25 protein-coding genes are annotated in these 25921 nt (G+C 66.9%); 10 read left to right on the top strand and 15 right to left on the bottom strand.

Going from position 1 to position 25921, the window contains the following annotated elements:
• Positions 1–5: 5 nt before the first annotated feature.
• Genes clpK through WDZ95_RS01855 form a run of 8 tightly spaced genes read left to right on the top strand, consistent with a single transcriptional unit; the run spans position 6 to position 9507 of the window.
• Positions 6–2855 (top strand): heat shock survival AAA family ATPase ClpK, encoded by a 2850-nt coding sequence (gene clpK, locus WDZ95_RS01890; protein WP_425775963.1) that lies wholly within the window; start codon positions 6–8, stop codon positions 2853–2855.
• A 17-nt stretch (positions 2856–2872) separates the two neighbouring features.
• Positions 2873–4303 (top strand): cardiolipin synthase, encoded by a 1431-nt coding sequence (gene cls, locus WDZ95_RS01885; protein WP_425775962.1) that lies wholly within the window; start codon positions 2873–2875, stop codon positions 4301–4303.
• 27 nt (positions 4304–4330) lie between these two features.
• A complete protein-coding gene (gene ftsH / locus WDZ95_RS01880) occupies positions 4331–6211 on the top strand; it encodes an ATP-dependent zinc metalloprotease FtsH (protein ID WP_425775961.1) in 1881 nt (626 codons plus the stop codon).
• Positions 6208–6648 carry a heat resistance system thioredoxin Trx-GI gene (gene trx-GI, locus WDZ95_RS01875; RefSeq protein ID WP_104301916.1) on the top strand — a complete coding sequence of 147 codons (441 nt, stop codon included), beginning with the start codon at positions 6208–6210 and terminating at the stop codon, positions 6646–6648. Before ftsH ends, trx-GI begins: the two co-directional genes overlap by 4 nt.
• Positions 6649–6651: 3 nt before the next feature.
• Complete coding sequence (locus tag WDZ95_RS01870) at positions 6652–6894, top strand: potassium transporter KefB (RefSeq protein WP_104301917.1); 243 nt, start codon at positions 6652–6654, stop codon at positions 6892–6894.
• Entirely contained in the window at positions 6891–7388 is a 498-nt protein-coding gene (locus WDZ95_RS01865; RefSeq protein WP_128001234.1) for a phosphate-starvation-inducible PsiE family protein, read from the top strand. The genes WDZ95_RS01870 and WDZ95_RS01865 overlap by 4 nt, the downstream gene beginning before the upstream one ends.
• On the top strand, positions 7366–8331 hold the full coding sequence (locus WDZ95_RS01860; protein ID WP_425775960.1) for a zinc metalloprotease HtpX: 966 nt from the start codon (positions 7366–7368) through the stop codon (positions 8329–8331). Before WDZ95_RS01865 ends, WDZ95_RS01860 begins: the two co-directional genes overlap by 23 nt.
• Before the next feature lie 24 nt (positions 8332–8355).
• Positions 8356–9507 carry a S1C family serine protease gene (locus WDZ95_RS01855; RefSeq protein ID WP_104301920.1) on the top strand — a complete coding sequence of 384 codons (1152 nt, stop codon included), beginning with the start codon at positions 8356–8358 and terminating at the stop codon, positions 9505–9507.
• 18 nt (positions 9508–9525) lie between these two features.
• On the opposite strand, the gene WDZ95_RS01850 is transcribed toward WDZ95_RS01855, so the two are convergent.
• The 6 genes from WDZ95_RS01850 to traN form a co-directional block, all read right to left on the bottom strand.
• On the bottom strand, positions 9526–9930 hold the full coding sequence (locus WDZ95_RS01850; RefSeq protein ID WP_240189582.1) for a lysozyme: 405 nt from the start codon (positions 9928–9930) through the stop codon (positions 9526–9528).
• A 16-nt stretch (positions 9931–9946) separates the two neighbouring features.
• Positions 9947–10327 (bottom strand): conjugal transfer protein TraG N-terminal domain-containing protein, encoded by a 381-nt coding sequence (locus tag WDZ95_RS01845; protein ID WP_240668587.1) that lies wholly within the window; start codon positions 10325–10327, stop codon positions 9947–9949.
• A gap of 76 nt (positions 10328–10403) precedes the next feature.
• Positions 10404–11858 (bottom strand): conjugal transfer protein TraH, encoded by a 1455-nt coding sequence (locus tag WDZ95_RS01840; RefSeq protein WP_104301921.1) that lies wholly within the window; start codon positions 11856–11858, stop codon positions 10404–10406.
• Positions 11859–11905: 47 nt separating this feature from the next.
• Complete coding sequence (gene traF / locus WDZ95_RS01835) at positions 11906–12817, bottom strand: conjugal transfer protein TraF (RefSeq protein WP_104301922.1); 912 nt, start codon at positions 12815–12817, stop codon at positions 11906–11908.
• Complete coding sequence (locus WDZ95_RS01830; protein WP_170064639.1) at positions 12814–13227, bottom strand: hypothetical protein; 414 nt, start codon at positions 13225–13227, stop codon at positions 12814–12816. Before WDZ95_RS01830 ends, traF (WDZ95_RS01835) begins: the two co-directional genes overlap by 4 nt.
• Positions 13224–15641 (bottom strand): type-F conjugative transfer system mating-pair stabilization protein TraN, encoded by a 2418-nt coding sequence (traN, locus tag WDZ95_RS01825; RefSeq protein ID WP_104301923.1) that lies wholly within the window; start codon positions 15639–15641, stop codon positions 13224–13226. Before traN ends, WDZ95_RS01830 begins: the two co-directional genes overlap by 4 nt.
• 623 nt (positions 15642–16264) lie before the next feature.
• Between traN and WDZ95_RS01820 the strand changes: the two genes are divergently transcribed.
• Together WDZ95_RS01820 and WDZ95_RS01815 are read left to right on the top strand one after the other, a co-directional pair.
• Positions 16265–16852: a hypothetical protein gene (locus WDZ95_RS01820; protein ID WP_211286869.1), complete on the top strand. Its 588-nt coding sequence runs from the start codon at positions 16265–16267 to the stop codon at positions 16850–16852.
• Positions 16849–17784, top strand: coding sequence for a DUF4868 domain-containing protein (locus WDZ95_RS01815; protein WP_104301924.1), 936 nt, complete (start codon positions 16849–16851; stop codon positions 17782–17784). Before WDZ95_RS01820 ends, WDZ95_RS01815 begins: the two co-directional genes overlap by 4 nt.
• A 78-nt stretch (positions 17785–17862) precedes the next feature.
• Here the strand turns inward: WDZ95_RS01815 and trbC are convergent, their stop codons facing one another.
• The 9 genes from trbC to WDZ95_RS01770 form a co-directional block, all read right to left on the bottom strand.
• Positions 17863–18456, bottom strand: coding sequence for a type-F conjugative transfer system pilin assembly protein TrbC (gene trbC / locus WDZ95_RS01810; protein ID WP_146076040.1), 594 nt, complete (start codon positions 18454–18456; stop codon positions 17863–17865).
• A gap of 94 nt (positions 18457–18550) precedes the next feature.
• Positions 18551–19585, bottom strand: a complete 1035-nt coding sequence (locus WDZ95_RS01805) for a TraU family protein (protein WP_104302008.1) — start codon at positions 19583–19585, stop codon at positions 18551–18553.
• A 41-nt stretch (positions 19586–19626) separates the two neighbouring features.
• Complete coding sequence (gene traW / locus WDZ95_RS01800) at positions 19627–20322, bottom strand: type-F conjugative transfer system protein TraW (RefSeq protein WP_245876400.1); 696 nt, start codon at positions 20320–20322, stop codon at positions 19627–19629.
• Positions 20298–20708 (bottom strand): hypothetical protein, encoded by a 411-nt coding sequence (locus WDZ95_RS01795; protein WP_211286871.1) that lies wholly within the window; start codon positions 20706–20708, stop codon positions 20298–20300. Before WDZ95_RS01795 ends, traW begins: the two co-directional genes overlap by 25 nt.
• A 9-nt stretch (positions 20709–20717) precedes the next feature.
• Positions 20718–21260 (bottom strand): conjugative transfer signal peptidase TraF, encoded by a 543-nt coding sequence (gene traF, locus WDZ95_RS01790; RefSeq protein ID WP_104301926.1) that lies wholly within the window; start codon positions 21258–21260, stop codon positions 20718–20720.
• Positions 21257–21703, bottom strand: a complete 447-nt coding sequence (locus WDZ95_RS01785) for a hypothetical protein (protein WP_245876401.1) — start codon at positions 21701–21703, stop codon at positions 21257–21259. Before WDZ95_RS01785 ends, traF (WDZ95_RS01790) begins: the two co-directional genes overlap by 4 nt.
• Before the next feature lie 16 nt (positions 21704–21719).
• The gene (gene traC, locus WDZ95_RS01780) at positions 21720–24320 is read right to left on the bottom strand and encodes a type IV secretion system protein TraC (RefSeq protein WP_104301927.1); all 2601 of its coding nucleotides are present in this window, start codon (positions 24318–24320) and stop codon (positions 21720–21722) included.
• Positions 24321–24359: 39 nt separating this feature from the next.
• Positions 24360–25082, bottom strand: a complete 723-nt coding sequence (gene traV / locus WDZ95_RS01775) for a type IV conjugative transfer system lipoprotein TraV (RefSeq protein ID WP_170064640.1) — start codon at positions 25080–25082, stop codon at positions 24360–24362.
• A complete protein-coding gene (locus tag WDZ95_RS01770) occupies positions 25079–25906 on the bottom strand; it encodes a DsbC family protein (protein ID WP_425775959.1) in 828 nt (275 codons plus the stop codon). The genes traV and WDZ95_RS01770 overlap by 4 nt, the downstream gene beginning before the upstream one ends.
• Between the last annotated feature and the right edge of the window lie 15 nt (positions 25907–25921).

Here is a 25921-nt window from a genome sequence, read left to right as displayed (position 1 = left end):
TCAGCATGGCCAGAAAACAATGCCAAGTCTGCGGCCAGCCCGCCACGGTGCGGGTGGAAGCCAATCTCAATGGTCGCCACAGCACCATGCTGTTGTGTGACGATCACTATCGCCAACTGGTGCGCCAGCAAAAGCGCACCGTCTCACCGCTGGAAGCCTTGTTCGGCTCGCGCAGCGGGCTGTTCGAAGACTTCCTTGGCAGCGACTTCTTCCGCATCGGTGACGACGCACCGTCCATGGCGGCCGATACCGACGAGGTCGTCGATGCCTCGTTCGGCGAACCCGCCCCGGCCGGTACGGGCACCGCGCGCCGTCGCGGCAGTGGGCTCGCCAGCCGTATCAGCGAACAGTCCGAGGCCCTATTGCAGGAGGCCGCCCGACACGCTGCAGAGTTCGGGCGCGCCGAAGTCGATACCGAACACCTGCTGCTGGCGCTATCCGACAGCGACGTGGTCAAGACCATCCTGGGGCAGTTCAAGATCAAGGTCGATGACCTCAAGCGCCAGATCGAATCCGAAGCCAAGCGCGGCGATAAGCCGTTCGAGGGCGAGATCGGCGTGTCGCCCCGGGTCAAGGACGCGCTCAGCCGTGCTTTCGTGGCCTCCAACGAACTCGGCCACTCTTATGTCGGGCCGGAGCATTTCCTGATCGGGCTCGCCGAGGAAGGCGAAGGTTTGGCGGCCAACCTGCTGCGCCGTTACGGCCTCACGCCGCAAGCGCTGCGCCAGCAGGTAAGCAAGGTGGTCGGCAAAGGGGCCGAGGATGGCCGCGCCGAGACGCCGACCAACACGCCGGAACTCGACAAGTATTCGCGCGACCTCACCAAGATGGCGCGCGAGGGCAAGCTCGATCCGGTCATCGGCCGCGCGCAGGAGATCGAGACGACCATCGAAGTGCTGGCCCGGCGCAAGAAGAACAACCCGGTGCTGATCGGCGAGCCCGGCGTCGGCAAGACCGCCATCGTCGAAGGGCTGGCGCAGCGCATGGTCGCCGGCGAAGTGCCCGAGACGCTGCGCGACAAGCGCCTGGTGGAACTCAACATCAACGCCATGGTGGCAGGCGCCAAGTACCGCGGCGAGTTCGAGGAGCGCGTGCAGAAGGTGCTCAAGGAAGTGACCGAGCACCAGGGCGAGCTGATTCTCTTCATCGACGAGGTGCACACCATCGTCGGTGCAGGCCAGGGTGGCGGCGAAGGCGGGCTGGACGTGGCCAACGTGTTCAAGCCGATGATGGCGCGCGGCGAACTGAACCTGATCGGCGCCACCACGCTCAACGAGTATCAGAAGTACATCGAGAAGGACGCCGCGCTGGAGCGTCGCTTCCAGCCGGTGATGGTGCCCGAGCCGACGGTAGCGCAGACCATGATGATCCTGCGCGGCCTGCGCGACACCTTCGAGGCGCACCACAAGGTCAGCATCACCGAGGATGCGATCATCGCTGCCGCCGAGTTGTCGGACCGCTACATCACCGCGCGCTTTTTGCCTGACAAGGCCATCGACCTGCTCGACCAGGCGGCCGCACGCGTGAAGCTGTCGGCCACGGCCCGCCCGGTGGCGGTGCAAGAGCTGGAGTCCGAACTGCACCAGCTGCGGCGTGAGCAGGACTATGTGGCCTCGCGCAAGCAGTACGACAAGGCCGCCGAGCTGGGCAAGCACATCGAGGCCAAAGAGGCCGAACTCAAGAAGCTTGTCGAGGAATGGGAACGCGAGCGCGCCTCGGGCAGTGCCGAAGTCAAAGCCGAGCATGTCGCGCAGATCGTCTCGCGCCTGACCGGCATTCCGGTCAACGAGCTGACGGTGGAAGAACGCGAGAAGCTGCTGCATCTGGAGCAGCGGCTGCACGAGCGCCTGGTGGGCCAGGACGAAGCAGTGAGCGCGGTGGCCGATGCCGTGCGGTTGTCGCGCGCGGGCCTGCGCGAAGGCGGCAAGCCGGTGGCGACTTTTCTGTTCCTCGGGCCGACCGGCGTGGGCAAGACCGAGCTCGCCAAGGCGCTGGCCGAGTCCATCTATGGCGATGAAGGTGCGCTGCTGCGCATAGACATGTCCGAGTACGGTGAACGCCATACCGTGGCACGCCTGGTGGGCGCGCCTCCGGGTTATGTGGGCTACGACGAGGGCGGCCAGCTCACCGAGAAGGTGCGCCGCAAGCCCTACAGCGTGTTGCTGCTGGACGAGATCGAAAAAGCGCACCCCGACGTCTACAACATCCTGCTGCAGGTGTTCGACGACGGGCGGCTCACCGACGGCAAGGGCCGGGTGGTGGATTTCACCAATACCATCATCATCGCCACCTCGAACTTGGGCTCGGACATCATCCAGCGTCGGCTGAAGGCCCGTGGCGCCGCCGGCGAGGAATACGAGAAGACCAAGTCCGAGGTGATGGACGTGCTGCGCGGACACTTCCGCCCCGAGTTCCTCAACCGCATCGACGAGATCATCGTCTTTCATGCGCTGGGCAAGGAGGAGATCCGCCATATCGTCGGCCTGCAGCTCGATCGTGTGGCCCGCAACGCCGCCAGCCAGGGCGTGACGCTGACCTTCGATCAGACCTTGATCGATCACTTCGCGGAGGAAGGCTACAAGCCCGAGTTCGGCGCGCGTGAGCTCAAGCGGCTGATCCGCAGCGAGCTGGAAACTGCTCTGGCGCGCGAGATGCTGGGTGGCGGTATCGGCAAGGCCGATCACGCCAGCGCCCGCTGGGACGACAAGGCCGAACGGGTGGTCTTCGAGCGCCAGGAGCCACCCGCGAAGCCGGCCGAGCCTGAGAAGCCCGATGCCGCGAACGCGGCCGAGACGCCGCCGAGCGACGCGAGCAAGCCTGCGCGCAAGAAGAAGTCAGCGGGCGGCGAATCTTGAGTCATGGGGAGGCTGTCGTGTCCGACCCCAACGGGCTGACATGGGCAGCCACCCTCGTGTCGCTGGCGGTCGCTATCCCCACAGCGGGGCACGCGGTCATCTACAAGCGTGACCCTCGATCGGCCACGCTGTGGGTGCTGCTGATCGCGCTGTTGCCGCTGGGCGGTTCGCTGCTGTATGGGCTGTTCGGCATCAACCGTTACCAGCGGCGGGCGCGGCGGCTGTTTCCGGGGGCAGATCCTGCTGTTCGGCAGGACCTCGCGCCTACGATGCCCCAGGCCGTATCGGCGCCGCTTGCCGGTCTGGCCCACCTGGTGGGACGCGCCACCGGCCAGTCGCTGACCAGCGGCAACCGCATCGAGCCGCTTGTCGATGGCGAGCAGGCCTACCAGGCCATGCTCGCCGCCATCGAATCGGCGCGGTACAGCGTCGCCTTGGCCTCGTACATCTTCGACAGCCAAGGCATCGGGGCGCAGTTCGTCGATGCGCTGCGCCGGGCTCATGAGCGCGGCGTGCAAGTGCGGGTGCTGATCGACGACGTGTATGCCCGCTGGACGCCCCGCAGCGCCTACCGCGCCTTGCAGCGCGCCGGCGTTCCGGCGGCGACGTTCAACCCGACGTTGATTCCCGCGCGCCTGCATGCCGCGCATCTGCGCAATCACCGCAAGCTGCTGGTGATCGATGGCGAGACGGGTTTCACCGGCGGCATGAACATCTTCAGCCCGTATTGGCGGCCCGATGCGCCGGGCCGGGCCTGTCACGATTTGCACTTTCGTCTGCGCGGGCCGGTGGTTGCGCATCTGATGCGGTGCTTCACCGACGATTGGTGCGATACCACGGGCGAGCGGCTCAACGAGGGTCTCTGGGGCGAACCGCCCGCAACGGCTGATGAGCAAGGAACCTCTTGGGCGCGCGGCATCGAGGCCGGTCCCGATGAGGCCCTGGACCGGCTGCGCTGGACCTTCATGGGCGCTTTGAGCGCGGCGAAGCATTCGGTGCGCATCTGGACACCTTACTTCGTGCCCGATCAGCCGATGATCGCGGCGCTAAGCACGGCCGCGTTGCGCGGCGTGCGTATCGACGTGCTGACGCCCGCAAACGGCGACCATCCCACGGTGCAATGGGCCGCACGCGCCCACTACTGGCAGGTGCTGGAGCACGGTGTGCGCATCTTCGAACGGCCGGGCCCGTTCGACCACAGCAAGCTGATGCTGATAGACGGCCAGTGGTGCTGCCTGGGTTCGGCCAATTGGGATGCGCGCAGCCTGCGCCTCAACTTCGAGTTCAATGTGGAGGTGTACGACACCGCGCTGTCTACGCGGCTGGAATCCCTTTTTGATGCCGCCCGTGATGCATCGAACGAGATATCGGCCATGGCGTTGCGCGCCCGCCCGCTGGCCATCCGCTTGCGCGACGGGGTGGCCCGTCTGTTCACCCCCATTCTCTAGCGGCACGACTTGCGAGGAACATTGCCCATGGAAAAGAAAGATCAATGGAACATTGGCTACTGGATCGTCGCCGGCCTGTTGCTGCTGACGCTGCAGAACTACTGGCAGGCGGCCAAGACCGTCGAGCCCGTGCCCTACAGCGAATTCGAGAAGGCGCTGGCCGAGGGGCGCGTCGCCGAAGTGCTGGTGTCGGACCGCACGGTCACCGGGCGCCTGAAATCGCCGGACAGCCGGGGCAAGACCACCATCGTGGCCACTCGCGTCGAACCCGACCTGGCCGAGCGGCTGTCCAAGTACGACGTGCCTTACGCGCGGGTGGTGGAAAGCACCTGGCTACGTGATGTGCTCTCCTGGATTCTGCCGGCGGTGGCCTTCTTCGGCGTCTGGTTCTTCCTGTTCCGCCGCTTCGCCGAGAAGCAGGGCATGGGCGGCTTCCTGAGCATCGGCAAGAGCCGCGCCAAGGTGTTCATGGAGAAGAACACCGGCGTCACCTTTGCCGATGTCGCGGGTGTCGATGAGGCCAAGGCGGAGTTGGTTGAGATCGTCGATTTCCTCAAGAATCCGCAGGAGTATGGACGGCTCGGGGCGCGCATTCCCAAGGGCGTGTTGCTGGTCGGCCCACCGGGCACCGGCAAGACATTGCTGGCCAAGGCTGTTGCCGGCGAGGCGGCGGTGCCCTTCTTCTCCATCTCCGGATCAGAGTTTGTCGAGATGTTCGTCGGCGTGGGTGCAGCGCGCGTGCGCGACCTGTTCGAGCAGGCCCGCGGGCAGGCGCCGGCCATCATCTTCATCGACGAGCTCGATGCGCTGGGCCGCGCGCGCGGCGTCGGCGGCCCCATCGGCGGCCACGACGAGCGCGAGCAGACCCTCAACCAGCTGCTCACGGAGATGGACGGCTTCGACAGCTCGGTCGGGCTGATCATCCTCGCCGCCACCAACCGCCCCGAAATCCTCGACCAGGCGCTGCTGCGCGCCGGTCGCTTCGACCGTCAGGTGCTGGTGGACCGGCCCGACAAGAAGGGACGGCTGGACATCCTGAAGGTTCATGTCAAGAAGGTGACGCTGGCCCAGGATATCGATCTCGAACAGGTGGCTGCGCTGACCACGGGCTTTTCGGGTGCAGACCTCGCGAACCTGGTCAACGAGGCCGCGCTGGCCGCGACCCGACGCAAAGCGTCCGCCGTGGAGTTGCAGGACTTCACCGCCGCCATCGAGCGCATCGTGGCGGGCCTGGAGAAGAAGAACCGAGTACTCAATCCCAAGGAGCGGGAAACCGTGGCCTATCACGAGATGGGCCATGCGCTGGTGGCGCTGGCGCTGCCCGGCACCGACCCCGTGCACAAGATCTCAATCATCCCGCGCGGCATCGGCGCGCTGGGCTACACGCTGCAACGCCCCACCGAAGACCGCTTCCTGATGACGCGCGCCGATCTGGAACACAAGATCGCCGTGCTGCTGGGCGGTCGTGCGGCCGAGAAGCTCGTGTTCGGCGAGCTGTCCACCGGGGCTGCCGATGACCTCGCACGGGCCACCGACATTGCCCGCGACATGATCACCCGCTTTGGCATGGACGAAGGACTGGGCTACATCGCCTTCGAGGCGCAGCGGCCCCGCTTTCTCGATACACCGGAACTGGCCCACGGCGGCTGCCGGGTGGCCGAATCGACCCAGGCGCGCATCGATCAGGCCATCCGCGACATCGTGATGGGCGTGTTCGAGCGCGCCTACCGGATCCTCGACACCAACCGCGCGGTGCTGGAGCGCTGCGCGCGCGAACTGCTGGCGCGGGAAACCCTGGACGAAAACGACATCCGTCAGCTGACCCAGGGGCTGAAGTCCGAATCCCGCGAGTCGGCGCCCCCCCAGTCCGAAACCTCACTCTCTACATCCCAAGGGGCCACACCATGAGCGAACACCTTCACATCGTCTGCCCGCATTGCCAGTCCATCAACCGTGTGCCGGCCGCCAAGCTCGCGGATCAACCTAACTGTGGCCGCTGCCAGCAGCCCTTGTTCACGGGCGAGCCCATCGAGTTGACCACGGCGACATTCGGGCGCCACGTGGAGCGCAGCGATCTTCCTTTGCTTGTCGATTTCTGGGCGCCGTGGTGCGGGCCTTGCAAGATGATGGCACCGCAGTTTCAGCAAGCGGCGCGCCAGCTCGAACCCAGTATCAGGCTGGCGAAGGTGAACACCGAGGCTGAGCCCCACCTGGCCGCGCAGTTCGGTATCCGCAGCATTCCGACGCTGGCCCTGTTCCAAGGTGGGCGGGAGATTGGGCGTCAGGCGGGCGCCATGGGCGCGCAGGACATCGTGCGCTGGGCGACGGCGCAGGTTGGGCGCTGATCGATGCTGGGCCTGCTGAGCGTCACGCTGATATTGCTAGCGGGGTGCAGTGTGGCGGCCGTGATGCCGGCTGCGTTCGGAGTGCCCACCTTGCTGGGTTATCAGCAGTCCTTTGCCGCAGCCCTTGGGCTGACGGACCAGGCAATGTCGGCGCTGGACATGCCGGCCGAGATAGTCGAACGAAGCATCAGTGCAATGCGCCATCGTCCCGTCAGCGGCAATTTCGCAGGGAGTCCATCTTCATGAAATCAACACGCCTCAACCCATTTCAGGTCTTGCGTGACCAGTGGGCCATCATGAGTTTTTACGAGCGCTTTGAGTGGGTCATCGCGCTCGTGCTGTCGGCGGTGATTGCCGTCATCATCGTGGTGTCGCTTCTCCAGCTCATCTCTATCGTATTCACGCTGCTGGTCCTCGATGCCTTCAATCCCCTGGACCACAAGGTGTTCCAGAGCGTGTTCGGCATGATCATGACACTTTTGATTGCGATGGAGTTCAAGCATTCCATCGTGCGCGTGGCGCTGCGTCGGGACAGCATCATCCAGGTCAAGACCGTGATCCTCATCGGCCTGATCGCGCTGGCACGCAAGTTCGTGGTCCTCGACCCCGACACGAGTCCCGCCAAAATCGCCGCGCTGGCAGGCGCCACACTTGCGCTTGGTACCACTTACTGGCTGCTGCGCGATCGCGACGACCGCGTCGCCGAGAGATCTGGGCATGAATCGTCATCATCCCAGTGACCTGCGCGCTGCGTGGTTGCAACATCGCTGGCTCAACCGCCTGCAGACCGGGCTGCTGGCCCTGACCCTGGTCGGGATCGCGTCCGCTGCGGGGAGCCTGCTGTTCGGCGAAGGCGGCTCTTGGCTCGCGCTGTCTGCAGTTGCAGGCGCGCTGCTGCTGGAGCCGGCAGCAGCGTCGGCGCTGACCCTGCGCCTGTATCGCGCACGGGCACTGCACCCGCACGAAGCCCCCGAGATTTGGGCCATGTTGCGCGAACTGTCCGCCCGTGCCGGTTTGTCCGCCACGCCGGTGCCGCACTACGTGCCCAGTGCCGTCGTCAACGCCTTCGCTATCGGCTCGAAGCAGCATGCATCGATCGCCCTCACCGATGGCCTGCTGCGCAACCTGAGTTCGCGCGAACTGGCGGGTGTGCTCGCGCACGAGGTCGCGCACATCGCCAATGAGGATCTGCGTGTCATGGGGCCGGCGGATTCCGTCAGTCGCCTCACGAGCCTGCTGGCGATGGTCGGATCCATCACTATTGTGTTCAGCTTGCCCGCACTGCTGGCCGGCGCGGTGGCGGTCAATTGGCCTGGACTGCTTCTGCTGGCCGCCTCGCCCCAACTGGCCCTGCTCGCACAGCTCGGCTTGTCTCGCGTGCGTGAGTTCGACGCTGACCGCCTCGCTGCGGAACTGACTGGCGACCCGCAGGGGCTTGCGTCCGCGCTGGCGAAAATCGAGCGGGTCAGCCGCTCCTGGCGCGCCTGGTTGTGGCCGGGATGGGGCAATCCCGAACCCTCCTGGTTGCGCACGCATCCGGCCACGCAAGAACGCATCTCACGCCTACTGACGTTGGCGCCTGGGCCAGCATCAGCGTTGCCACTCCACGCGCCCCATTTCTTGCCGGAATCCGCTTTGACGCCGCGCCCACCGCGCTGGCGCCCGAGCGGGCTGTGGCGCTGATTGCCTATCAACAGGAGACTTCTCATGGCCTACCCCGACCCGTACCAACGTCCCGCGCCGGACCACTTCGTCCGGCGCTGGCTCTTCATCACCGCCTGTATTGCCGCGCTCATGCTGCTGTGGCAGTTCCTGCCCGCCATCGAGGCCTGGTTCAGTCCGCGCGAGGCGGCAGAACGCACTGTGACGGCGCGTGGCGATCTGGCGGCGGACGAGAAAGCCACCATCGAACTGTTCGAGAAATCGCGCGCCTCGGTGGTCTACATCACTACCGCACAATTGGTACGCGATGTCTGGACGCGCAACGTCTTCTCCGTGCCGCGCGGCACTGGCTCGGGCTTCATCTGGGACGACGCCGGCCACGTCGTCACCAACTTCCACGTCATCCAGGGCGCGTCCGAAGCCACCGTCAAACTCGCCGATGGCCGCGACTACCAGGCCGCGCTGGTGGGGGCCAGCCCAGCACACGACATCGCCGTACTCAAGATCGGCGTCGGCTTCAAACGCCCGCCTGCCGTGCCGGTCGGCACCAGCGCCGACCTCAAGGTGGGACAGAAGGTGTTTGCTATCGGCAACCCCTTTGGCCTGGACTGGACGCTCACCACCGGCATCGTCTCCGCGCTCGACCGCTCGTTACCGGGAGAAGCGGGCGGCCCGGCCATTGATCACCTGGTTCAGACCGACGCCGCCATTAACCCCGGCAACTCGGGCGGCCCCCTGCTCGATTCGGCCGGTCGGCTTATCGGCATCAACACGGCGATCTACAGCCCCTCCGGCGCCTCGGCCGGGATCGGTTTTGCCGTGCCGGTGGACACCGTCATGCGGGTAGTGCCGCAACTCATCAAGACCGGCAAATACATCCGCCCGGCGCTTGGCATCGAGGTGGACGAACAGCTCAATCAGCGCCTGCTTGCGCTGACGGGAAGCAAGGGCGTGTTCGTGCTGCGTGTCACCCCCGGCTCGGCAGCGCACAAAGCCGGGCTCGCTGGGGTCGAGATTACCCCACAAGGCATCGTGCCCGGCGACCGCATCGTTCGCATCGACGGCACGGCGATCGACGATGTGGCCAAGCTGCTCGCCCGGCTCGACGACAGGAAGGTCGGCGATGTCGTAGTCTTGTCCGTGGAGCGGGCCGGCAAATCGCGAGAGGTGCAGGTGGAGTTGCAGCCCGGGATTTGATTCAGTTGAATCTCTGGTTCATGCGGCGTTGAGCAGCCAAGCGGCTTCAGCCTCACGCCGTGTGACCAGTCCCGGCAGTACTTTTCCACCGCTATAGACCCATCGCCGCAGTTCCTGCCCAGCAGAAGACCAGTCCCGCTGGTTAATGCGCCGTCGCAGCGTCGACGTCTGCAACCGCCCCGCGCCAAGGTTGAACGTGAAGTCAACGATGGCCGCGAGCCGCGCCTCCGGCTCAGTGGCCAGTACCGGGCAGTAGCGCAGCGTCGCCGTCAGTGCCGTCTGCAGATCGCGCGCCAGATAGACCTCGGCTTCTGCCTCCGTGATCGGCGGATGCTTGGGGTCGCAGAGATGGCCGTACCCAATCGTCCAGAACCCTGCCGGGCAGATGTAGGGGACGGCAGTGATCTCGATTCCGCGTTTCACCTTACGCTCGAATCCCTCAAAGCGCTTGGCCAGCTCGATAGCTCTCGAACAGGCCCGTGAGCGTGTGCCCGACCGTGCTGGTGACGCTGCCGAGGAAGGCCACGCCGAACGGGACGTTGGCCACCACCTTCACGGCGGATCCGCCCGTCTTGTCGACGACGCCCACGGTCACCCGCGGCACGATGAGGACGGAGAACACCAGCAGCACGGTGGCCAGCCACTTCCAGCCCTGCAGCTTCTCGGGCGCGAAGGCGTAGGCCACCAGCGCCGCGATGAACCCGCAGAAGGCCACGGCGGCGACCGCCGCCATGTAGTCGCCAGAGCCGTGGATGGCTGCCGCAGCGTTGAAGATGCCGAACAGGCTGTCGGCGTTCTGGTAGGCGTAGATCTCCCACATGCGTCGCTCCTGGGGATTGGCCCGCCTCCGGGTTGCTGGCGTGGTGCCCGCGGAGTCGGTCCTGCCGACCGATGTGTCAGCGGGCCTGGAAGGCCGCCTGCTGCCCCAGCATGTCCATCACGTGCTGGGGCATGCTCGACCGCAGCTGCCGCTCGAGCTGCTCCAGGTGGCTGGACACCGCCCGGAACGAGCCGACCTTCTGGTACAGCAGGTTCTTCTCCTGCGACAGCTGCAGCAGCATGGCCTGGGCCCGCTGCCTCACCAGGTTGGCGCGATCCCGCTGGGTCTGCTGCAAGGTGTAGTCCTTGTCCAGCGCCGCCATGCCCACGCGCAGGTTCCGCTCCAGGAATACGTAGGCGTAGTCGGCCGCGATCACGTCGCGGTACTGCGCGATCAGGCTGTCGGACAGCCCCGAGCCGGGGATCGTCGCGCCGATCGAGAGCATCTTGTAGACCGGCTCGGTGGTCTGGTTGACGAAGCCGACCTCGGCCGAGTTGTTCGGGATCGCCGTGCGCGTGGCAATCTTGTCGGCGATCGAGCGCATCATGGTCTCGACACGGGCGGTGAAGGGCGTGTGGGTGTAGCTGGTGTTCAGCGTCACCACGTCGCAGTCCGTGTAGTTGTTGCACCGGAGCAGGTGCTGCGTCACGTTGGTGCCGGTGCCCGCCGCCTGGCCGTACAGCAACTGGCTGATCGAGGTGATCGTCGGCGCCACGGGTTCGGGATCGCGCGCGGCATCCTCGGCGTAGAAGATCACCGTGCCGACGATGCTCATGATGAGCTCGCGCTCCTGGTCGTCTAGGTAAGTGCCGGTGCGCTGCAGCGCCTTCCACGTCAGGTTGCCGACGAAGGGCGCCTTGTTGCGGATGTTGGCGTCGCCCGAGGAGCGGGCCGAGGCCAGGATGCTGGGGCGGTCGGTCGCGCAGCGGCGGCGCGCGGCATCTCGATCGGTCTCCAGGCCCATTTCGATGGCCAGGTCGGAGCAGGCCTCCTGCGAGCTGAAGCCCGCCGCCTCGGCGGCGGTGCTGACGATGGCCTTTGCGGTCTCGCAGGAGTTGATGCGCGCGTTGTTGATCCAGGTCTCCAGGCCCTTGGCCCACTTGGTCAGCCCGCCCAGCAGCGGCGAGACCGACTCCAGCGCCAGCTGGAAGGCGATGCCCGGCAGCGCGGCCGTGATGTTGCGCAGCATGTTCTTGAACTCGGCCGCCGAGATGTGCGAGAAGGAGCCGCCGAAGACGTCGATGCCGCCGCAGCCGGCGCGGGCGCTCGGAAACTGGATCGCGGCAAGCTGGTAGACCTTGTTCGGCGCACGCATGAACAGGCTGCCCCCGGTGTAGGTGTTGAAGGTCTGCCCCCGGAACGCTCCCGGTGCGGTGTAGTTGCCGATGGCGCCCAAGCTGTTGAACATGTTGTTCACCTCGGCGTTCAGGTCACCGGCCCGCAGTGGCGCGGGGCCCACGGCGAGCGCGGCGCAGCACAGGGCGACCACCACAGCGCGGTGCAGGGACTGGTCGCCGTCGGTACGCTTCATCGGGGGCTCCTTTGGATTTCGGTCTGCGCCGGTGCGGGCTCACCGCCTCAGCGCTGATGGGTCAAGCGGGCCTGGGCCTGCAGGCCGCCAGTCGCGCCCAGGAACGGTGTGGCGGCGCTGTCGGGTGAAGCCGCGACCATCGAGATGCGCTCCACCAGCTGCGCCTCGGACAGCACGCCGAAACCGATCGGGGTGATCTTTCCGGTGAAGGGCTGGGCGAGGTAGACGGCGGGAACCTGGCTCACCCGCAGCGTGGTGGCGATCCCGTTGTCCCGTCGGGCGTCCGCGAAGCCGGGGATCGGGCCTCCGTCGACGCTGATCGCGACCACCTTGATGCCGTGCCGGGCCTGGAAGGCCTCGAGCGTCGGCGCGAAGGCATGGCAGTAGGGGCAGTCGCTGCGGAAGAAGAAGAACAGGACATGGTCGCGGCCGAGGGCGCTGATGGACTGGCTGCGCTGGGCCGTCTGAAGCTGGTCGAACACCTCCAGGGCCTTCGCGTTCACCGGGCGCCCCTGGAGCGTGGGGTCGAGCTCGGGGCTGGCCCAAGCGATGCGCTGCGCCACGTCGGCGAAGGTGGATGCGCGCGACACCACCTGGGCCTCCAGCTCCATGTAGCGGCGTACGTTGGCTTCGGTCGGCCGCATGATGGCGATGTGCCGGCGCTCCTCGAGGGCCTTCTGCAGGCGCTCGAACTCGACGACCTCCGGGAGCTTCGCGGGCGACCGCCGCGGTGCAGTGGCGGCACTCGATGGCGTTGCGGCCTGCCGCGGTGCGGAAGCCGGTGGTTCGGGCGGCGGGACCTCCGGCTCCTCGTAGAAGTGCCATCCGCGCCAGTTGTCGGACCAGTACGGCCGTCCGGAGTCCTGCGGCTGCGCAAGGACGATCGTCCCGCTGCCGAGCGTGACAACGAGGCAGAGTGCGAGCCGAACTTGGCGCGAGGCAGGGCGGCGCAGCGTCATGGGCGCCGCCTCATGTCCATCAAGACGGGCGACCGCGGCGGCTGGCCGTCACGGCAGTAGTTGATGCCGAAGTCGATGGTCTGCCGCCGCGGTGCCTGCACGCCGCCAGCGCCGTAGTTCGGCAACTGCACGCCGTCTTGCCAGAAGCGCACGTTCAGGCGACTGCAGCCGGGCTGGGCGTAGCGCTTCTCGGTGCTCACGTCGATGTAGATCGGCGTCGTGGCGCTGAAGCGCTTCGAGATCGCGTCGGCGACCTCGCCGACCAGGACCCCGTGGGCCTTGCCGTCGGGTGCGTCCAGGGCCGACAGCATCAGCTGCCTGGCATCGCGGACCTGCAGTCGTTCCTGAGCCATGGCAGTGCTGACAAACAAGGCGCATGCGGCGCCGACCAGAACGGTGATGGCCCTCATTGGCACTTCCCCTGGCCGTAGTAGCAGGTGGGCACGCGGCTGGCGCTGCCGGCCTGCAGCGCGTTGACGTTCGGCAGGGTCGGCACCAGCGACGCGTAGAACTCCGACAGGTCCATCGCAGCGAAGTTGAGCGCCTGCAATTGCGCGACGGTGAAGCCGGAGCAGTCGGCGTTCTGCGCACCGCCCCAGCCCTTGCCGATCTGCGCGCGGCCCTGTTCATTGACGATGCGCGCCAGCATCGAGTTGAAGCAGCACTTCGAGGTGGTGTGCTCGACGCAGGACACGCACACGCCCAGGACCCGGAAGCAGGATGAGCACCAGGTGCCGATCGTGTGGCACAGCTTGGCGCCTTCCTTCATCGCCAGCTTCCCCTCGTCCTCGTTGCAGGACATCATCGAGAGGACGATGTAGATGATCACCGCGATGGCCAGCGTCCACGGGTCGAAGGCCACGACCAGACTGTCGCCGGCATACACGGCCACCGATCCAGCGGGCAGGGCGGCGCCATTGACCGCCACCGTCACGCCATAGGTCGTGAACGTGCCGCTGAAGCCGCCGCCCATCAGCAGCGCCGAGATGCCCTGGTAGATGAACTGCTGGTTCTGCGAGTTCATCAGCACGTCGAAGACCAGACGCGAGCCGCCGCCGAAGATGCTCTGGTTCGTCATGCCGGCGCCGGCGCCGTCGGCGTAGCAGCAGTTCTTCAGCAGGCGGTCGCGGCAGCGGTTCTCCTCGCCCTTGAAGACCTGCATGCGGTCGGCGTCCAGGTAGATGCCTGCCTCGCGCCCGGCCTCGAGCATCGACATGCTGCGCGCAAAGTCGGGGTCGTTCGGCGCGCCGATGTCGAAGCAGTTGCCGCTCAGGCAGAAGACGTTGGTCGGGCAGTTGCTGGCGGTGGTGACGGTCTCGGCGGGCACGGGGCAGCTGTAGCCGTCCTCGAACACCTCGCACAGGCCGGTGACGGCATTGGTCTGCCGGCAAGTCGACGACTGCGGCGTGCAGCCTGCTGCCACCAGCGGTGCGCACTGGTCGGCCGACGCGCCGCCGCTGCACGACATGGTGCTCCGGTACTCCCAGCAGTCGCGGGTGACGGCCACGCCGTCGACGACCTTGGTCGCCGGGCCATCGGTGCAGACGGCGGGCGAGGTCGTGGTGCAGCGACCACCGACGTCCAGGGTCGGGCACTGGTCGTCCCAGCGGTCGGTCTCGGTGACGGTGGTGGCTGGCCGCGTGTAGGACAGGCGCATCGTCGGAATCGGGCCGAAGGCGGGGTTGGGCGCCCAGCCGATCACGGCCCGGTCGGCGTCGATGTTCCAGTAGGTGCCGGCCACGGTGCCCGTGATGTCGATGCCGGCGTAAGGCGTCCAGCCGGGAGCGGGCGCGTAGCACTTGGTGCCGTCCAGGGCGGTGGTGGTGCAGCCGCTGTCGCCCTGGCAGACGGTGTCCTGGATGTTGTCGCCGCTCTGCGTGCCGGCACGGCAGGCGGCGTAGACCTTGAGGAAGGGCTCGACGCTGGTGCAGCTGTAGCCGGAGTCGCCGCCACCGGTACAGACCTCGGCGCGCTCCGGGGCCACCATCGCAGTCAGGCTGCAGGTCGATCCGCTGCAGCTCTTGTCGGCCACCCAGACGGCCGTGCGGATGGGCTGGCCGTCGATCATCGAGTAGGTGGTGTCGAGAACCGACACGATCTGCGGGAAGACGACCGGCGTCGTCATGTCCACGTCGAAGAAGCTGAGCGGATTGCCGTCCTGGGTGACGCGGAAGTGCTGCGCGGTAACGGCGCGGTCAGGCAGGCACTGCACGTCCAGACCCGTGCGGCCGGAGGCGGCGTGGGCGAACCAGTCGCCCGGGTTGCAGCTGGTGGTCCGCGTCGTGCTGACGGTCAGGCTTCGGCTGCAGCTGTAGTTGCCGACGCCGACGTAGCGCAGGCAGCTGCGTGGCTGCATGCCGGCGGGCACCGGGGTGATCGTGGTGGTGCAACCGCTGTAGTAGGCGGCCAGGCTGCCCAGCTCGGCCGACGGCGTCCGGCCGATTGCACGCGCGGCAGCCACGGCAGGGTCATCGGCGCCGATCGTCGGGCGCGGCGTGTTTGCCGAGGAGAGGGCGCCACGCTGCGCCTGGCAGAGAGGGTCGGTGGGGGTCAGTGCACAGGCAGACAGCCTCGCGCTGCCCTGCGACGACAGGTTGGGCTGGCGGTAGTAGCTGCGCTCCGGTGGCGTGGTCGTGTAGCCCGGCACCACGGCGGTGGCGCCCGGGGTGGTGACGTTGCCGCGGGCCACCGGGTTTGCGGCCTGGCCGGCAGCGACCCCTTCCTCGTGCGGGCCGGCCACGGCGGCGGTCTGCGTTGTCAGGAAGCAGACGGCGGTGATGAAGGCGACGAGGCGGCGCCACGGCGAGGCGCGGCTCGCCGTCAACGGCGGCGGGGCAGGGCGGTGGCTGTAGGGGCCTGGCGGCGTGGTGTGAGGCACGCCCCATCGTCGAGGGCAGTACGGCTGGTGTCTCGGGGAAACGGTGGGTGAGAGAGTGGGGTTTCGCCGCTGGGCGAAGCCCTCCACGAATTGCCAGCGAGCAGCGCCCTTTGCTGGGCAGTCTGGTGAGGCCTGTACGCCATGTTCTGAACGCACTGCAGACTCGCACCGAGCGCCCTGTGGGGTGAGGGAGGTCAGGCCCGAGAAGGCGACTCAGCGGCGCGATGGGCTGTATAAAATACCAGTTCGAAGGGTTCGTTGTCCGGATCGGTCCGGGCCGTGCCGCGATCAGGTACCGTGCAGCGAGGCAACAGGTGGCACCCGTGATTCAAACTGCTCGAGCTGTGCGGTGAAAGGCGTGGAATGCAGCGGCCAGGGTGGGTTTGCCGATACGCTCGCTGGGCGTCGCCTGCAGCGGGACATCGCGCCTTCGCGAGGCCTGGGTCGACGTGAACCGATTGCGAGGAGCCGCGCGATTCACTCGAAGAGTGACTTCATCGACATCGGGCAGGCACCCTGTGGCGGAGTGTCGCTGAGCCATAGTTGCGACATCACGGTTGCCGCTTGACATGGGATCCTCTGATACGTCTCTGCGGTTGCGCTTCTGGGCATCGCTCCTGATCTTCGTCAGCGGGTATGCGCCTCTGCTCGTCATTCTTGCCGTCAAGGACCTGCAGATTGTCAATCGCATCCCCACGCCGCAGCATCCCTGGATGTTCGCTGTCCTGATCGCAGTGGCAGCCCTGAGCAGCTTGATGGTGTTGGGCGCCATAAGGAGCATCAGGAGCGGGCTTTCCGTCGAGGTGACGAAAGCAGCCAACAAGTCGGGTGAGATGTTCGGCTACACCATTCCGTATGTGTTGTCCTTCGTACGAATCGACCTGGGCGAATGGCAGACGCTTGTCAGTCTGGCGATATTTCTTGGGATGATGTTCGCAGTCGCGTATCGAACACAGACAGTTTTCGTCAATCCCATTCTGGCGGTAGCGGGCTACATGCTCATCGACTGCACGTTCAAACGCGCAGGTACAGAGACGCAAGCCATGATCATCACGCGGGTTCCTCTCAAAATCGGCGCTTCGTACACGATCGAGCGGCTCTCGCATTACCTTTACGCAGCCGCCGAGTTGCAAGAAGATCGCAGGGATAACCAATGAGCACGAAGGAAGCAACCAGGCTCAAGAAGCTGAAAGCCCTGGACCTGTCCAAGGCGAGTTCCAGTTTCTGGGTGGTCAAGCGCAAGCCGGCGCAGCCGCCCTACAGCTACTCCGTCCTACGAGTAGACATCGATGCCAAACTTTCCAAGCGCCTGAAGGGATACATGAAGGCGCAGTTCCAGGACCGCGACCTCCCGCTGGAACCCTACGACTTCAATACGGCCGACCCAGACGAGAAATTGCTGACGCTGGACTCTGACGGAACAGACTTTGAGAAAGTCCAAGCAGCAATTGATGCGGGGTTCGACAATGGCGTCGTCAAGGACTACGCGCAACTGCTCGGCTCGTGGGCCTATGTCGTGCTGTTCGAGATCGACGGCAAACGTGCATTTGCATGGCGCAAGATCAGCAATCTGAACACCCCGGCTGCCGCCAAGTCACGAAAGACTCTTTACTTCATCGGCCACAAGCTTGTCGATGCGGAGGATCAGAAGGTCTTCGTCATCGATCCTCGCTTCGACTTCATTGCGTTTGAAGGCACCGTCTTCATTGGCCGCAAGTCGGCCTTCGAGACCTCGATGAACTTCCGCGAAGGGATGAAACAGAAGGGTGCGGAACTCCTGGACGCTTTCAAGGAGTTGGACCTCCTGAGTGATGTGGAGCCGATCCGCAAGTATGTCGGGGAAAACCTGCATCACCTTCGCAAACTTGCTGCCATCAAGAATGCCGGCTACTACAGCAAGCCGGACTACATGGCCAAGCTAGTAAAGGTAGTCAAGGCGGAGAAGTGGGACCTCAAGATCGAGGGTGGGAAGATCATTGTTGAAGAGGACACCATCGAGTTGCTCCTCAAGCTGCTGAACAACGATCGGTTGCGGTCGCCGATCAATGATGAGGTGTTCGACTCGTCGGCCAAGAAGGCTGTCACGTAGGCGTTCGACTGGCCGTGCCTGCCAGCCGCTGGCTTGGTCGACTGATCTGCTTCGCAGGCGGCAGAGCATGGCGAATGCCTATCGGTGCGGCGTTGAGGTTCCTGGCGATCGTCGGCCCATGTACTGCATCGCATACTCCAGGGTCACGTCGCCAGCCACCTTCGCGAACGACTGCGATGGGCCGCAAGCACGGAAAGCACAGGCCACGTTGCCGGCGTCTTCCTTGACCAGGACGAACGTTGGCGTCCTCGTGATCCCATACCGATCGAACGCTTCCGGATCGATCTGAACGGCAACGCGGCGACTGCCGATCAGCGCCTGCATCTGTGTCACCGTGTCACGGATCGATCCGTTTGCCAACCCCCGCAGCACGAGCGTCGCGCCCGCCCGCGCTGCCTGGTCGACCAAGCGCTGGAGCGTTGGCTCCGGCATCGCGAAGCTCACGAAGATCAGCACCTTCGGCCCTGCCTTGCCCGGAGCCATCGCCGCTGCCTGAGCTCCGTTCTGCACGTCGAAGCCCTTGGATATGGCCTCGAGGTCGATGGGCATGCGGGTCACCGGCTGCGGCAGGTTCTCGATGCGAGCTGCGCCAGGAATCGGCACCCGTGCGAGCTCAGACTCTGTCGGCATCCGATGCTGCTGGCGCGCGCGCTCGATGTCGGCGTCGGTCACCGCGGGTGGCGTCGCAGGGGCACCCAGCACGCTGCGGGCAAGAAGGAGAACGGCGACTCCCGCGCCGAGCGTCCGTCCGATGGGCGATGCCCCGTCAGTAGCCCACACAGCAGTTCCTCTTCCTGAACAGCATGAACGCGAAGTCCTCGCCGCGCACCGGGTACTCCTTGCCGGCGCCCCAGACGATGGTGCTGCGGCCGAAGGGCTGGCAGCAGCGCCCGCCGTCCTTGGCGGTGTTGGCCACCGGGTAGGTCAGCTGGGTCTTGTAGGCGGTCTTGTCCATCGCCGGCAGAAAGTAGGGCCCGCACAGGCCCGGCCGGCCATGCCAGCCCCAGGCCAGCAGCTCGCGGTGCATCTTGGCGGTCAGCCGCTGCGCGATGAGGGCCGCCGTTCGCACCCCGCCCATGTGGTACGGCACGTGGCCATCGAGGGGGTAGATGCCGCCCTGGCAGCCCGCGCACCAGAACATCTCGGCGATGCCGAAACCTGCGGTCGCGGCCACGCAATCGGCCGCGCAGGCCGCCACCGCCACCGGGTTGGCGAACAGCACGGCCTCGGGGTTGAGGATGAGGGTCAGCTCGTCGTCGTTCCACAGCGGGTCCACCTCGGTCAGGTAGGCCAGGTCGAACGAGCCCCGCTCCAGGCACGGGAAGTCGGTCACGACCTCCAGCCAGTACAGCACCGGGTTCACGTAGAAGTGCGCCTGGTAGAAGCTACCGCCGTCGCCATCGCCTTCGGGGCGCGTGAACCGTGCCGCCGCCGGCGCCGGGATGCCGGGGTCGAGGTCGATGCCACCCAGCGACGCCAGGCAGAACGGCTTGCGCACGGCCTCCACGTGCCGCGCCGGCTCCCAGAACCCGATCGACAGACCGATGGTGGGGTTCACGCCGCAACTGCAGACCGGGTTGGACGGGTTGGGGATGTCCTCCTGCCCATCGAAGTTGGCGATGGTGGCGCTGCCGATGCTGATCGGCAGGATGCAGCTCCAGCAGATCTCGGTGATCGGGTTGGGGAAGCGGCCGGTGCAGGTCAGGCCGTCGGCGGCCTGCGCGGGCGCCACCCAGGGCAGGGCGACAGCCAGCAACGCGCGGGCAAGCACCTGGCTGGCCCATCGGCGAAGCGCGGGCATCCTCGGTGCGGCAAGCCAGCGGATCAGGGAGGGCAGGGTGGTCATTGCACGAGCACCTCGTCGACGCGCAGGCGCAGGCCTTCCTGCGAGACCAGGGCGGGCACCTGCCTGATGCCGAAGCGGCGGGTCAGCGTCCCCTGCTGGTCGTAGTACACCGGCACGCGCCAGGCCTTCATCAGGTCCAGGTACGAGCCACCGGTCAGGATGGGCTTGACCTTGCCGTCGTAGCGCGAGATCAGCTCGCGCGCCCGAGCCACCTGTCGCGCGTCACGGGCATCGAAAAACAGCAGCCGCTTGGACAGCGACACCACCTCCAGCGGGTTCTTGCGCGTCCCGGCCGGGAACAGCAGCCGGCCCTGCGCATCGACGATGTTGCGGTCGAGCGTAAAGGTGGGATCGATGGTCCAGGACCGTGCAGTCTCGGTGCCTCGTACGCCCTCGACCGGGGCGGGCTGGCGCACGGCTGCCACACCGCGGTTGCGGGCCTCGTCAATCAGCCGCTGCAGCTCACCCGTGCGTTCCTTGTCGCGCAGGCGCTGCTGGATGAACTCCAGCAGGTGGGGCTCGGCAATGCCGTAGGTCGGGCCGATCGTCCCCAGGTCCACGGCATGGGTGGCCGTGCTCAGGATCATGGCGACGACCACCAGCAGCGACCGAATGACGCGCGCCGGCGCGCGCGCGCAGCCAGCCTGAGGCAGTGGCATCTCGAACTTCACCTGGCCGCCTTCCGGGTGCATGCGACCTGCTCGGCCAGCCGTGTCAGCCCTGGCCCGTCCTGGAGGTGGCTGGCCCGGATCATCGCCATCAGCAGCGGATCGCCGTCCCCTTCCGCCATCGCCTGTCGCAACTCGCGGCTCGAAAGACTCCGGCGGCACCGGCGGTCGTGGGCCTGGAGATAGGCCTGCGCCCCTTGGTGCGCCGCCGGGGAGATCTGCTGGAGCAGCGCAAGGTAGTCGGCCATCGGCACGTCGCCCGTGACAGCCGGCTCGGACGATGTCTGCGCCAGCGCCGGCAAGGCCACAGCAAACGCGGTCAGGGCGACACGGGAAGCCAGCGAGGCCAGGGAGGTCAGCTGGACCGGGTGAAGGCGCACCGGCCAAGGCAGCGTCAGGTCGGAATCCATGGCAGCCCCTCAGAACAGCGGCACCACGGTGCCCAGCACCTGCTCGGCCCGCACGAGCCCGCTGCTGCGGTAGCGCGAGTCGAACGAGTCCGGGCCGGTGCCCTGCACGTAGTAGTGGCCCGGCGGGATCACCGTCGGCGCGATCGGCTCCAGCGGCCGCCGGTCGAAGGCCTGGGCCTTGGCCGTGCCGACGACGATACCGTTGACCGACACCGTGCGGTCGGACACCGTCACCACGTCGCCCGGCAGGCCGCGCACGACCTTGAAGAACGGCTGTCCATCCAGTCCGGGGTACGCGGTTCGCGCCTCGCCCGCAAACGAGAAGATGACGAACTCGCCGCGCTGCAGCGGATGCTCTCCGTGTTGCAGCCAGGCCACCCGGTACGGCAGGCTGCCCGTCCAGTTGAAGAGGACCGGCACGCGCGGCGTCGGGTCGATGAAGAGCCGCGTGTAGGCGAAGGCCCAGATCGCGAAGACGGGCAGGTAGAGGTACCAGCGTCGCCGCATGTGCGTCGCAAAGTCGATGGCCTGGGTGCGAAGGCTGCGCTTCATCGGGCCTCCTCGGGGTCGTTCCTGTGGGGGGTCTGGGGATGGCCCAGCTTCTGCTGCAGCAGTGCCGTCAGATCGACGGTCCGCGGTGTCGGGCCGGCCACGGCGCTCTTCAGCACCACCAGACAGGCACAGTCGCGGGGCAGTTCCTCCAGCGCCGCCGGCAGCCGCTGCGAGAAGCTCCGGGCCAGCGCGAACGCCTTCTCGCGGTCGGCATCGGTGGTGGCACGGGTCAGGAGCTGGGTGAACTCGGCCTCCTTCTGCCGGTACACCTCGCCGACATCGACCACGCCGACGCGCTGGGCCGGGCGCACCACCACGCGGTCGTAGGCGGCCAACGTGCCCAGCACGATCAGCAGCGCGAACGCCGCATGCAGGAGGATGGGCACCATGCCCACAGGCCCGGAAACGGGTTGGCGAGGGCTGGCGCTGGCGTCGACGTCCATGGGAGCCCTGCGAAAGTCACACCGCGTGCCCGCGCCGCCGCAGCAACTCGGTGATCGCGTCGTCGATGCTCAGGCCCTGCGCCCGCAGCTCGTCGATCGGGGCGTTGTCCTCCAGCTTGTTGGAGAACAGCAGGTGGGTCGCCGGGTCGAGGATGTTGCGCGCCACGCCTTCGCCCACCGGCGAGGAGATGTAGACCTCCGAGAACACGCCGGGCTCCGTGCGCAGCGAGTTGAGCAGCCGCTTCTTGGGCTCGTCCATCGACAGCCGCCCCTTGCGGTCGAGCATCTCGATCGACTCGGGCTTCTGCCGCAGCAGGAATACCCAGTCCGAGCAGTTGAAGGCCGCCTCCATCTGGGCCGATCCGTAGTAGTCGTCGGCACTCTGAGTGGCCGTGCCGAGCGATCCGCCGTACTTGCGGGCGCGACGCGCGGCTTCCTCGACCACGGCCGCCTTCACGGGGTCGTCGGCGCCGATGTCGCCCAACTGCTGCTTGAGCTCGTCGATGAAGAGCACCTTGCGCCGGTTGCGCGTGAGGTACATCTCGCCGGTGATCTGGTGCAGCAGCAGGATGTTGACGACGGCATGCAGGTCGGGCCGGCGCTTCAGCTCCTCGTTCTCGATGACGACGAAGTCGTTGCCGAAGTCGATGTTGTTGCGCCCCTCGAAGAAGCGCTCGTACTGGCCGCCGCGGGCGTAGGGGTTCAGCATCACGGCCAGGTCGCGGATGCGCGGGTCCTCGCGCACGCCCAGCTCCTCGATGGTGCCGGCCTTGAAGGCGTCGCGCAGCGCGGTCACCGTGAGCGCGTTGCCGTGCTCGCGGAACAGCTTGATGACCATCGCCGAGATGGCCTTGTACTGGACCTCGTCCAGCGGCCGGGACATCGAGGCCATCTTGGAGATGGCGGGCACCAGCATGTCGATGTCCTCGTTGATGTCGACGATGTGCGTGAAGGGGTTGAGGCAGATGTCGACGTCGGGCCGGAATTCGATGTACGTGCCCTTGGCCTTGCGGCACAGCTTCTCGAACGACCGGCCGAGGTCGAGCATCCAGACCTTGGCGTCAATGGCCCGGTAGGACCAGGCCATCTCGTTCATCAGCACCGACTTGCCGGACCCGGGCGCGCCGATGATCGCGAAGTTGTAGTTGCCCAGGTCGTTGTCGAAGATGTCCAGCGTCATCAGCTGGCCGCGCCGGCCACCGAAGACCAGGGCCGGCGTGCGCGTGCCGCGCCACTCGGCGATCAGCGGCGCCAGGTGGATGGCATTGGCCATCGTCTTGCGCGAGACGCGGCGCATCTTGGCCAGGTCCTTGTGGAAGGCCTCCGAAAGCGTCATCGGCAGGCTGGCCAGCAGCGCCTGCCGGTGCATGTAGACATCGGCGTTGAGCTGGAAGCCCCGGCCGCGCCAGATCGCGTTGGCGGTCTCCTGGGCGGACACGGCCTTCTCGGGCGGCGAGAAGATCGCCAGCTGGTGGTACAGGCTCACCAGGCTGCTGCCCACGTCGATGGCGTTGGCCGCTGCGGTCCAGTCCTGCAGCTTCTTGCCCACGTCAGGCATCACCTCGGCCATCTTGCTGCGGGCGTTCTGGGTCGCGCGCACGTGATTGGCGGTGACCACGGACTTCATGACGTTGGGGTCGAGCACGTGCACGCCCATGGTCAGCAGGAACGGGGCGCTGTACTGCAGCGCCGGCTGCATCAGGTCGCCGATCAGCGAGCCCATCTGCCACAGCGCGAACCGCTCGGGGAAGGACTTGATCGAGTAGAAGCGTGCTTCCAGCGATCCCTGGTGACCTTCCTTCCAGAGGGTCAGGCCGGCCGGGTGCGGGTCCTGGATGGTGTCGAAGTCGACGATCTGGTCGCGGATCTCGCGGCCGTCGTCGTAGTGGAGGTTGGGGGCGTCGGTCTGGGAAACCCGGTCCGGGTTGGTGAAGAGCGCACACCAGTTGATCAGGTCCGCGGCGTCGCAGACACGGCTGGGCAGCGACGCCGAGCGCAGCGTGGACGCCATGGATTCGCGCAGCGCGACCAGCTCGTCGCGCCGGGTCAGGTCGCCGGCCTGTTCCACGCCGCCGGGCACCGACACGCTCATCATCAGCCGGAAGTCGCGGATCGTGTAGTGGAAGCCGGTGGTCAGCGACTGCTGCGCACCGTGCAGCAGGTGCCCCACACGCTGCCGAGCAAGGCGGTGAAACAGGTTGTCGTTGCGCGCCGGGCGGCCCCAGTGCTTGGCCTTGTCGGCCTGGTCGGCATCCTCGACGCGCAGGTTGGCATAGCGGCGCAGCTGCTCGCGGACGTGCGGCGAGGCAAACAGGTGGAACTGGATCCCGGTGGCTGGCGGGCAGGTCGAGTACAGCGAGATCAGCACCTCGGCCATGCGGTCGTCGGCACCCGACTGCGGCATCAGCTCGAGCATGAAGCCCAGGCTGTCGCGGTTGACGAAGAGCTTCTCGTCGGCGAGGTAGGCCGAGTACGGCAGCCAGGACGCGAACTGCTCGGCGGGCGTGTCCGGAGGCGAGCCCAGGCCCAGCCAGCCCAGGCTGCCTTGGCCGGGGCGGCTGCCGCCAGGAGAGGCGGCGGATCGGGACGAAGCGGTCGGGGCGAACGGAGTTGGCATGGAGCGTGCCTCGCAGGGAATACCGGATGAGGAGCCAGGTCAGTCGTTGGGTTCGTTGCCACGCGGATCGACAGGCATCTGCGGCCGGCCCGCCGGAGGCGTCAGGCCGGGCAGGGACAGCGAACCACTTGGTTGATCTGTCCGACCGGACTGGTTCGATGTCCTGGGGTCGCGCGATTCGGTGGCGCCGCCGGCAGAACGTGCGATTGCGGGCGGCGGAGGCCGCAACGGTGCGTAGGCATCGCGGATCTGCCGCTGCGCGTGCTCGACGAGCCACTGGCCGTCGTCGACCCGGACGTAGACATAGCCCTGGTCGTGGAGGTCGCGATCGGCGTCCTCCCAGGGCTTGAACCACAGTCGCAGGATGCGGGCCGACGACCGGAGCGGCATGGCCGTGGGCGAGGGCGGCGTCGATGGCGAGACGGCGATGCGGGAGGCCGACGCGCCTGCAGCGCCCGCCGCGGCTGCGCCCGCGATGCCCTCCGTCGCGCGCGGGGCTTGCGGCATGCCTGGGTTGGCACCGGCCGTTCGCCGCTGACTTGGCAGGTTGTTCTGCACAGCATTGGCGTAGGTGCCGGAGACGGAGTCGCAGGTGACGCCGTCCGGGGCCTTGCAGGCATAGCTGGAGCTGCCGCTGAGACCGCTCATGCTCATGCAGCCGCTCAGCATCCAGGCCAGCAGCACCGGCGCCGCGGCCAGTCCGGTGGCTGGGGCAGCACGCGATGTCGGAGCCGCGGGGAACTCGACGGCGGACTGCTTCATGGCTTGCCCCCCGCCACCTGCGACACCTGCTGGAGGCGAGCGAGCAGCACGGTCCGGTCGACGTAGCCGTCGGTTCGGGTTCCGTCCGCCCAGACCAGGGTGGGCGTGCCCTGGACGGCGAGGCGTTGCGCGAGCGCGAGGTTGCGATCGAGCGGGTTGTCGCACTCCGGGGCACGCGGGGCTGGCGGGTCGCCCGCCGGCCTGAGCAGCGAGGTGTCGCCCTGCAGCATGAACTGGTGCCAGGCCTTCTCGCGGTCCGCCGCGCACCAGATCGAGACCGGGCGCGCGCGGCCCTGGAAGGGCACCAGGAAGGTGTAGATCGTCACGTCGTCCAGGCCGGCCAGCTCGGGCTCGAGCCGGCGGCAGAACGAGCAACCCGGGTCGCTGAAGACGGCGATGCGACGGTGCTCGTTGCCGCCGCTGCCTCGCACGGTCTTGATCGCGTCCGCCAGCGGCAGCTGGTCGAAGGCAATGAGGGAGTCGGGAGCCGGCATCCTGTCGGCCTGCGCCGAAGGAACGCCCGCACCGGGCGCCCGGCCGGCCTGCGCAGCGATGGTGGCCGCGCGAGCCAGTCTGGGGCCGGTGAGGTCCTGCATGGTCTGGGTGTCGAAGACCCGGCCGAAGATGAAGTAGCGCGGATTCCGCGGCGACACGTAGGCCACGTTGCTGTTCATCCAGACCTCGTAGAGGCCGGCCACGGGCGAGCGCTGCACCTGCGTGAACTGGGTGCCGGGGTGCGCCTTGCGCAGCGCGGCCAGCAGCCGAGCCTCATCGGAGGCCGTGGCGCCGGCGTGGCCTGCGGAAAGGGCCGTCAGACCGGCCACGAGCCAGGCCGCCTG

This window comes from Hydrogenophaga sp. T2 (genome assembly GCF_049843535.1).
GTDB lineage: Bacteria > Pseudomonadota > Gammaproteobacteria > Burkholderiales > Burkholderiaceae_C > Hydrogenophaga > Hydrogenophaga crocea.
The sequence above is the reverse complement of the archived record's forward strand: the minus strand, read 5'-3'. Positions and strand labels throughout refer to the sequence as shown.

Excerpts from the sequence above, each read along its gene's own strand:
- traW (WP_245876400.1), bottom strand. The coding sequence starts at position 20,322 with ATGCACCCGGAAGGCGGCCAGGTGAAGTTCGAGATGCCACTGCCTCAG.
- clpK (WP_425775963.1), top strand. The coding sequence starts at position 6 with ATGGCCAGAAAACAATGCCAAGTCTGCGGCCAGCCCGCCACGGTGCGG.
- WDZ95_RS01830 (WP_170064639.1), bottom strand. The coding sequence starts at position 13,227 with ATGAGGGCCATCACCGTTCTGGTCGGCGCCGCATGCGCCTTGTTTGTC.
- WDZ95_RS01855 (WP_104301920.1), top strand. The coding sequence starts at position 8,356 with ATGGCCTACCCCGACCCGTACCAACGTCCCGCGCCGGACCACTTCGTC.
- traC (WP_104301927.1), bottom strand. The coding sequence starts at position 24,320 with ATGCCAACTCCGTTCGCCCCGACCGCTTCGTCCCGATCCGCCGCCTCT.
- traF (WP_104301926.1), bottom strand. The coding sequence starts at position 21,260 with ATGAAGCGCAGCCTTCGCACCCAGGCCATCGACTTTGCGACGCACATG.
- WDZ95_RS01805 (WP_104302008.1), bottom strand. The coding sequence starts at position 19,585 with ATGCCCGCGCTTCGCCGATGGGCCAGCCAGGTGCTTGCCCGCGCGTTG.
- traV (WP_170064640.1), bottom strand. The coding sequence starts at position 25,082 with ATGAAGCAGTCCGCCGTCGAGTTCCCCGCGGCTCCGACATCGCGTGCT.
- WDZ95_RS01785 (WP_245876401.1), bottom strand. The coding sequence starts at position 21,703 with ATGGACGTCGACGCCAGCGCCAGCCCTCGCCAACCCGTTTCCGGGCCT.
- WDZ95_RS01815 (WP_104301924.1), top strand. The coding sequence starts at position 16,849 with ATGAGCACGAAGGAAGCAACCAGGCTCAAGAAGCTGAAAGCCCTGGAC.
- traF (WP_104301922.1), bottom strand. The coding sequence starts at position 12,817 with ATGACGCTGCGCCGCCCTGCCTCGCGCCAAGTTCGGCTCGCACTCTGC.
- WDZ95_RS01845 (WP_240668587.1), bottom strand. The coding sequence starts at position 10,327 with ATGTGGGAGATCTACGCCTACCAGAACGCCGACAGCCTGTTCGGCATC.
- WDZ95_RS01860 (WP_425775960.1), top strand. The coding sequence starts at position 7,366 with ATGAATCGTCATCATCCCAGTGACCTGCGCGCTGCGTGGTTGCAACAT.
- WDZ95_RS01865 (WP_128001234.1), top strand. The coding sequence starts at position 6,891 with ATGAAATCAACACGCCTCAACCCATTTCAGGTCTTGCGTGACCAGTGG.
- WDZ95_RS01840 (WP_104301921.1), bottom strand. The coding sequence starts at position 11,858 with ATGAAGCGTACCGACGGCGACCAGTCCCTGCACCGCGCTGTGGTGGTC.
- trx-GI (WP_104301916.1), top strand. The coding sequence starts at position 6,208 with ATGAGCGAACACCTTCACATCGTCTGCCCGCATTGCCAGTCCATCAAC.
- WDZ95_RS01795 (WP_211286871.1), bottom strand. The coding sequence starts at position 20,708 with ATGGATTCCGACCTGACGCTGCCTTGGCCGGTGCGCCTTCACCCGGTC.
- WDZ95_RS01870 (WP_104301917.1), top strand. The coding sequence starts at position 6,652 with ATGCTGGGCCTGCTGAGCGTCACGCTGATATTGCTAGCGGGGTGCAGT.
- WDZ95_RS01820 (WP_211286869.1), top strand. The coding sequence starts at position 16,265 with ATGGGATCCTCTGATACGTCTCTGCGGTTGCGCTTCTGGGCATCGCTC.
- ftsH (WP_425775961.1), top strand. The coding sequence starts at position 4,331 with ATGGAAAAGAAAGATCAATGGAACATTGGCTACTGGATCGTCGCCGGC.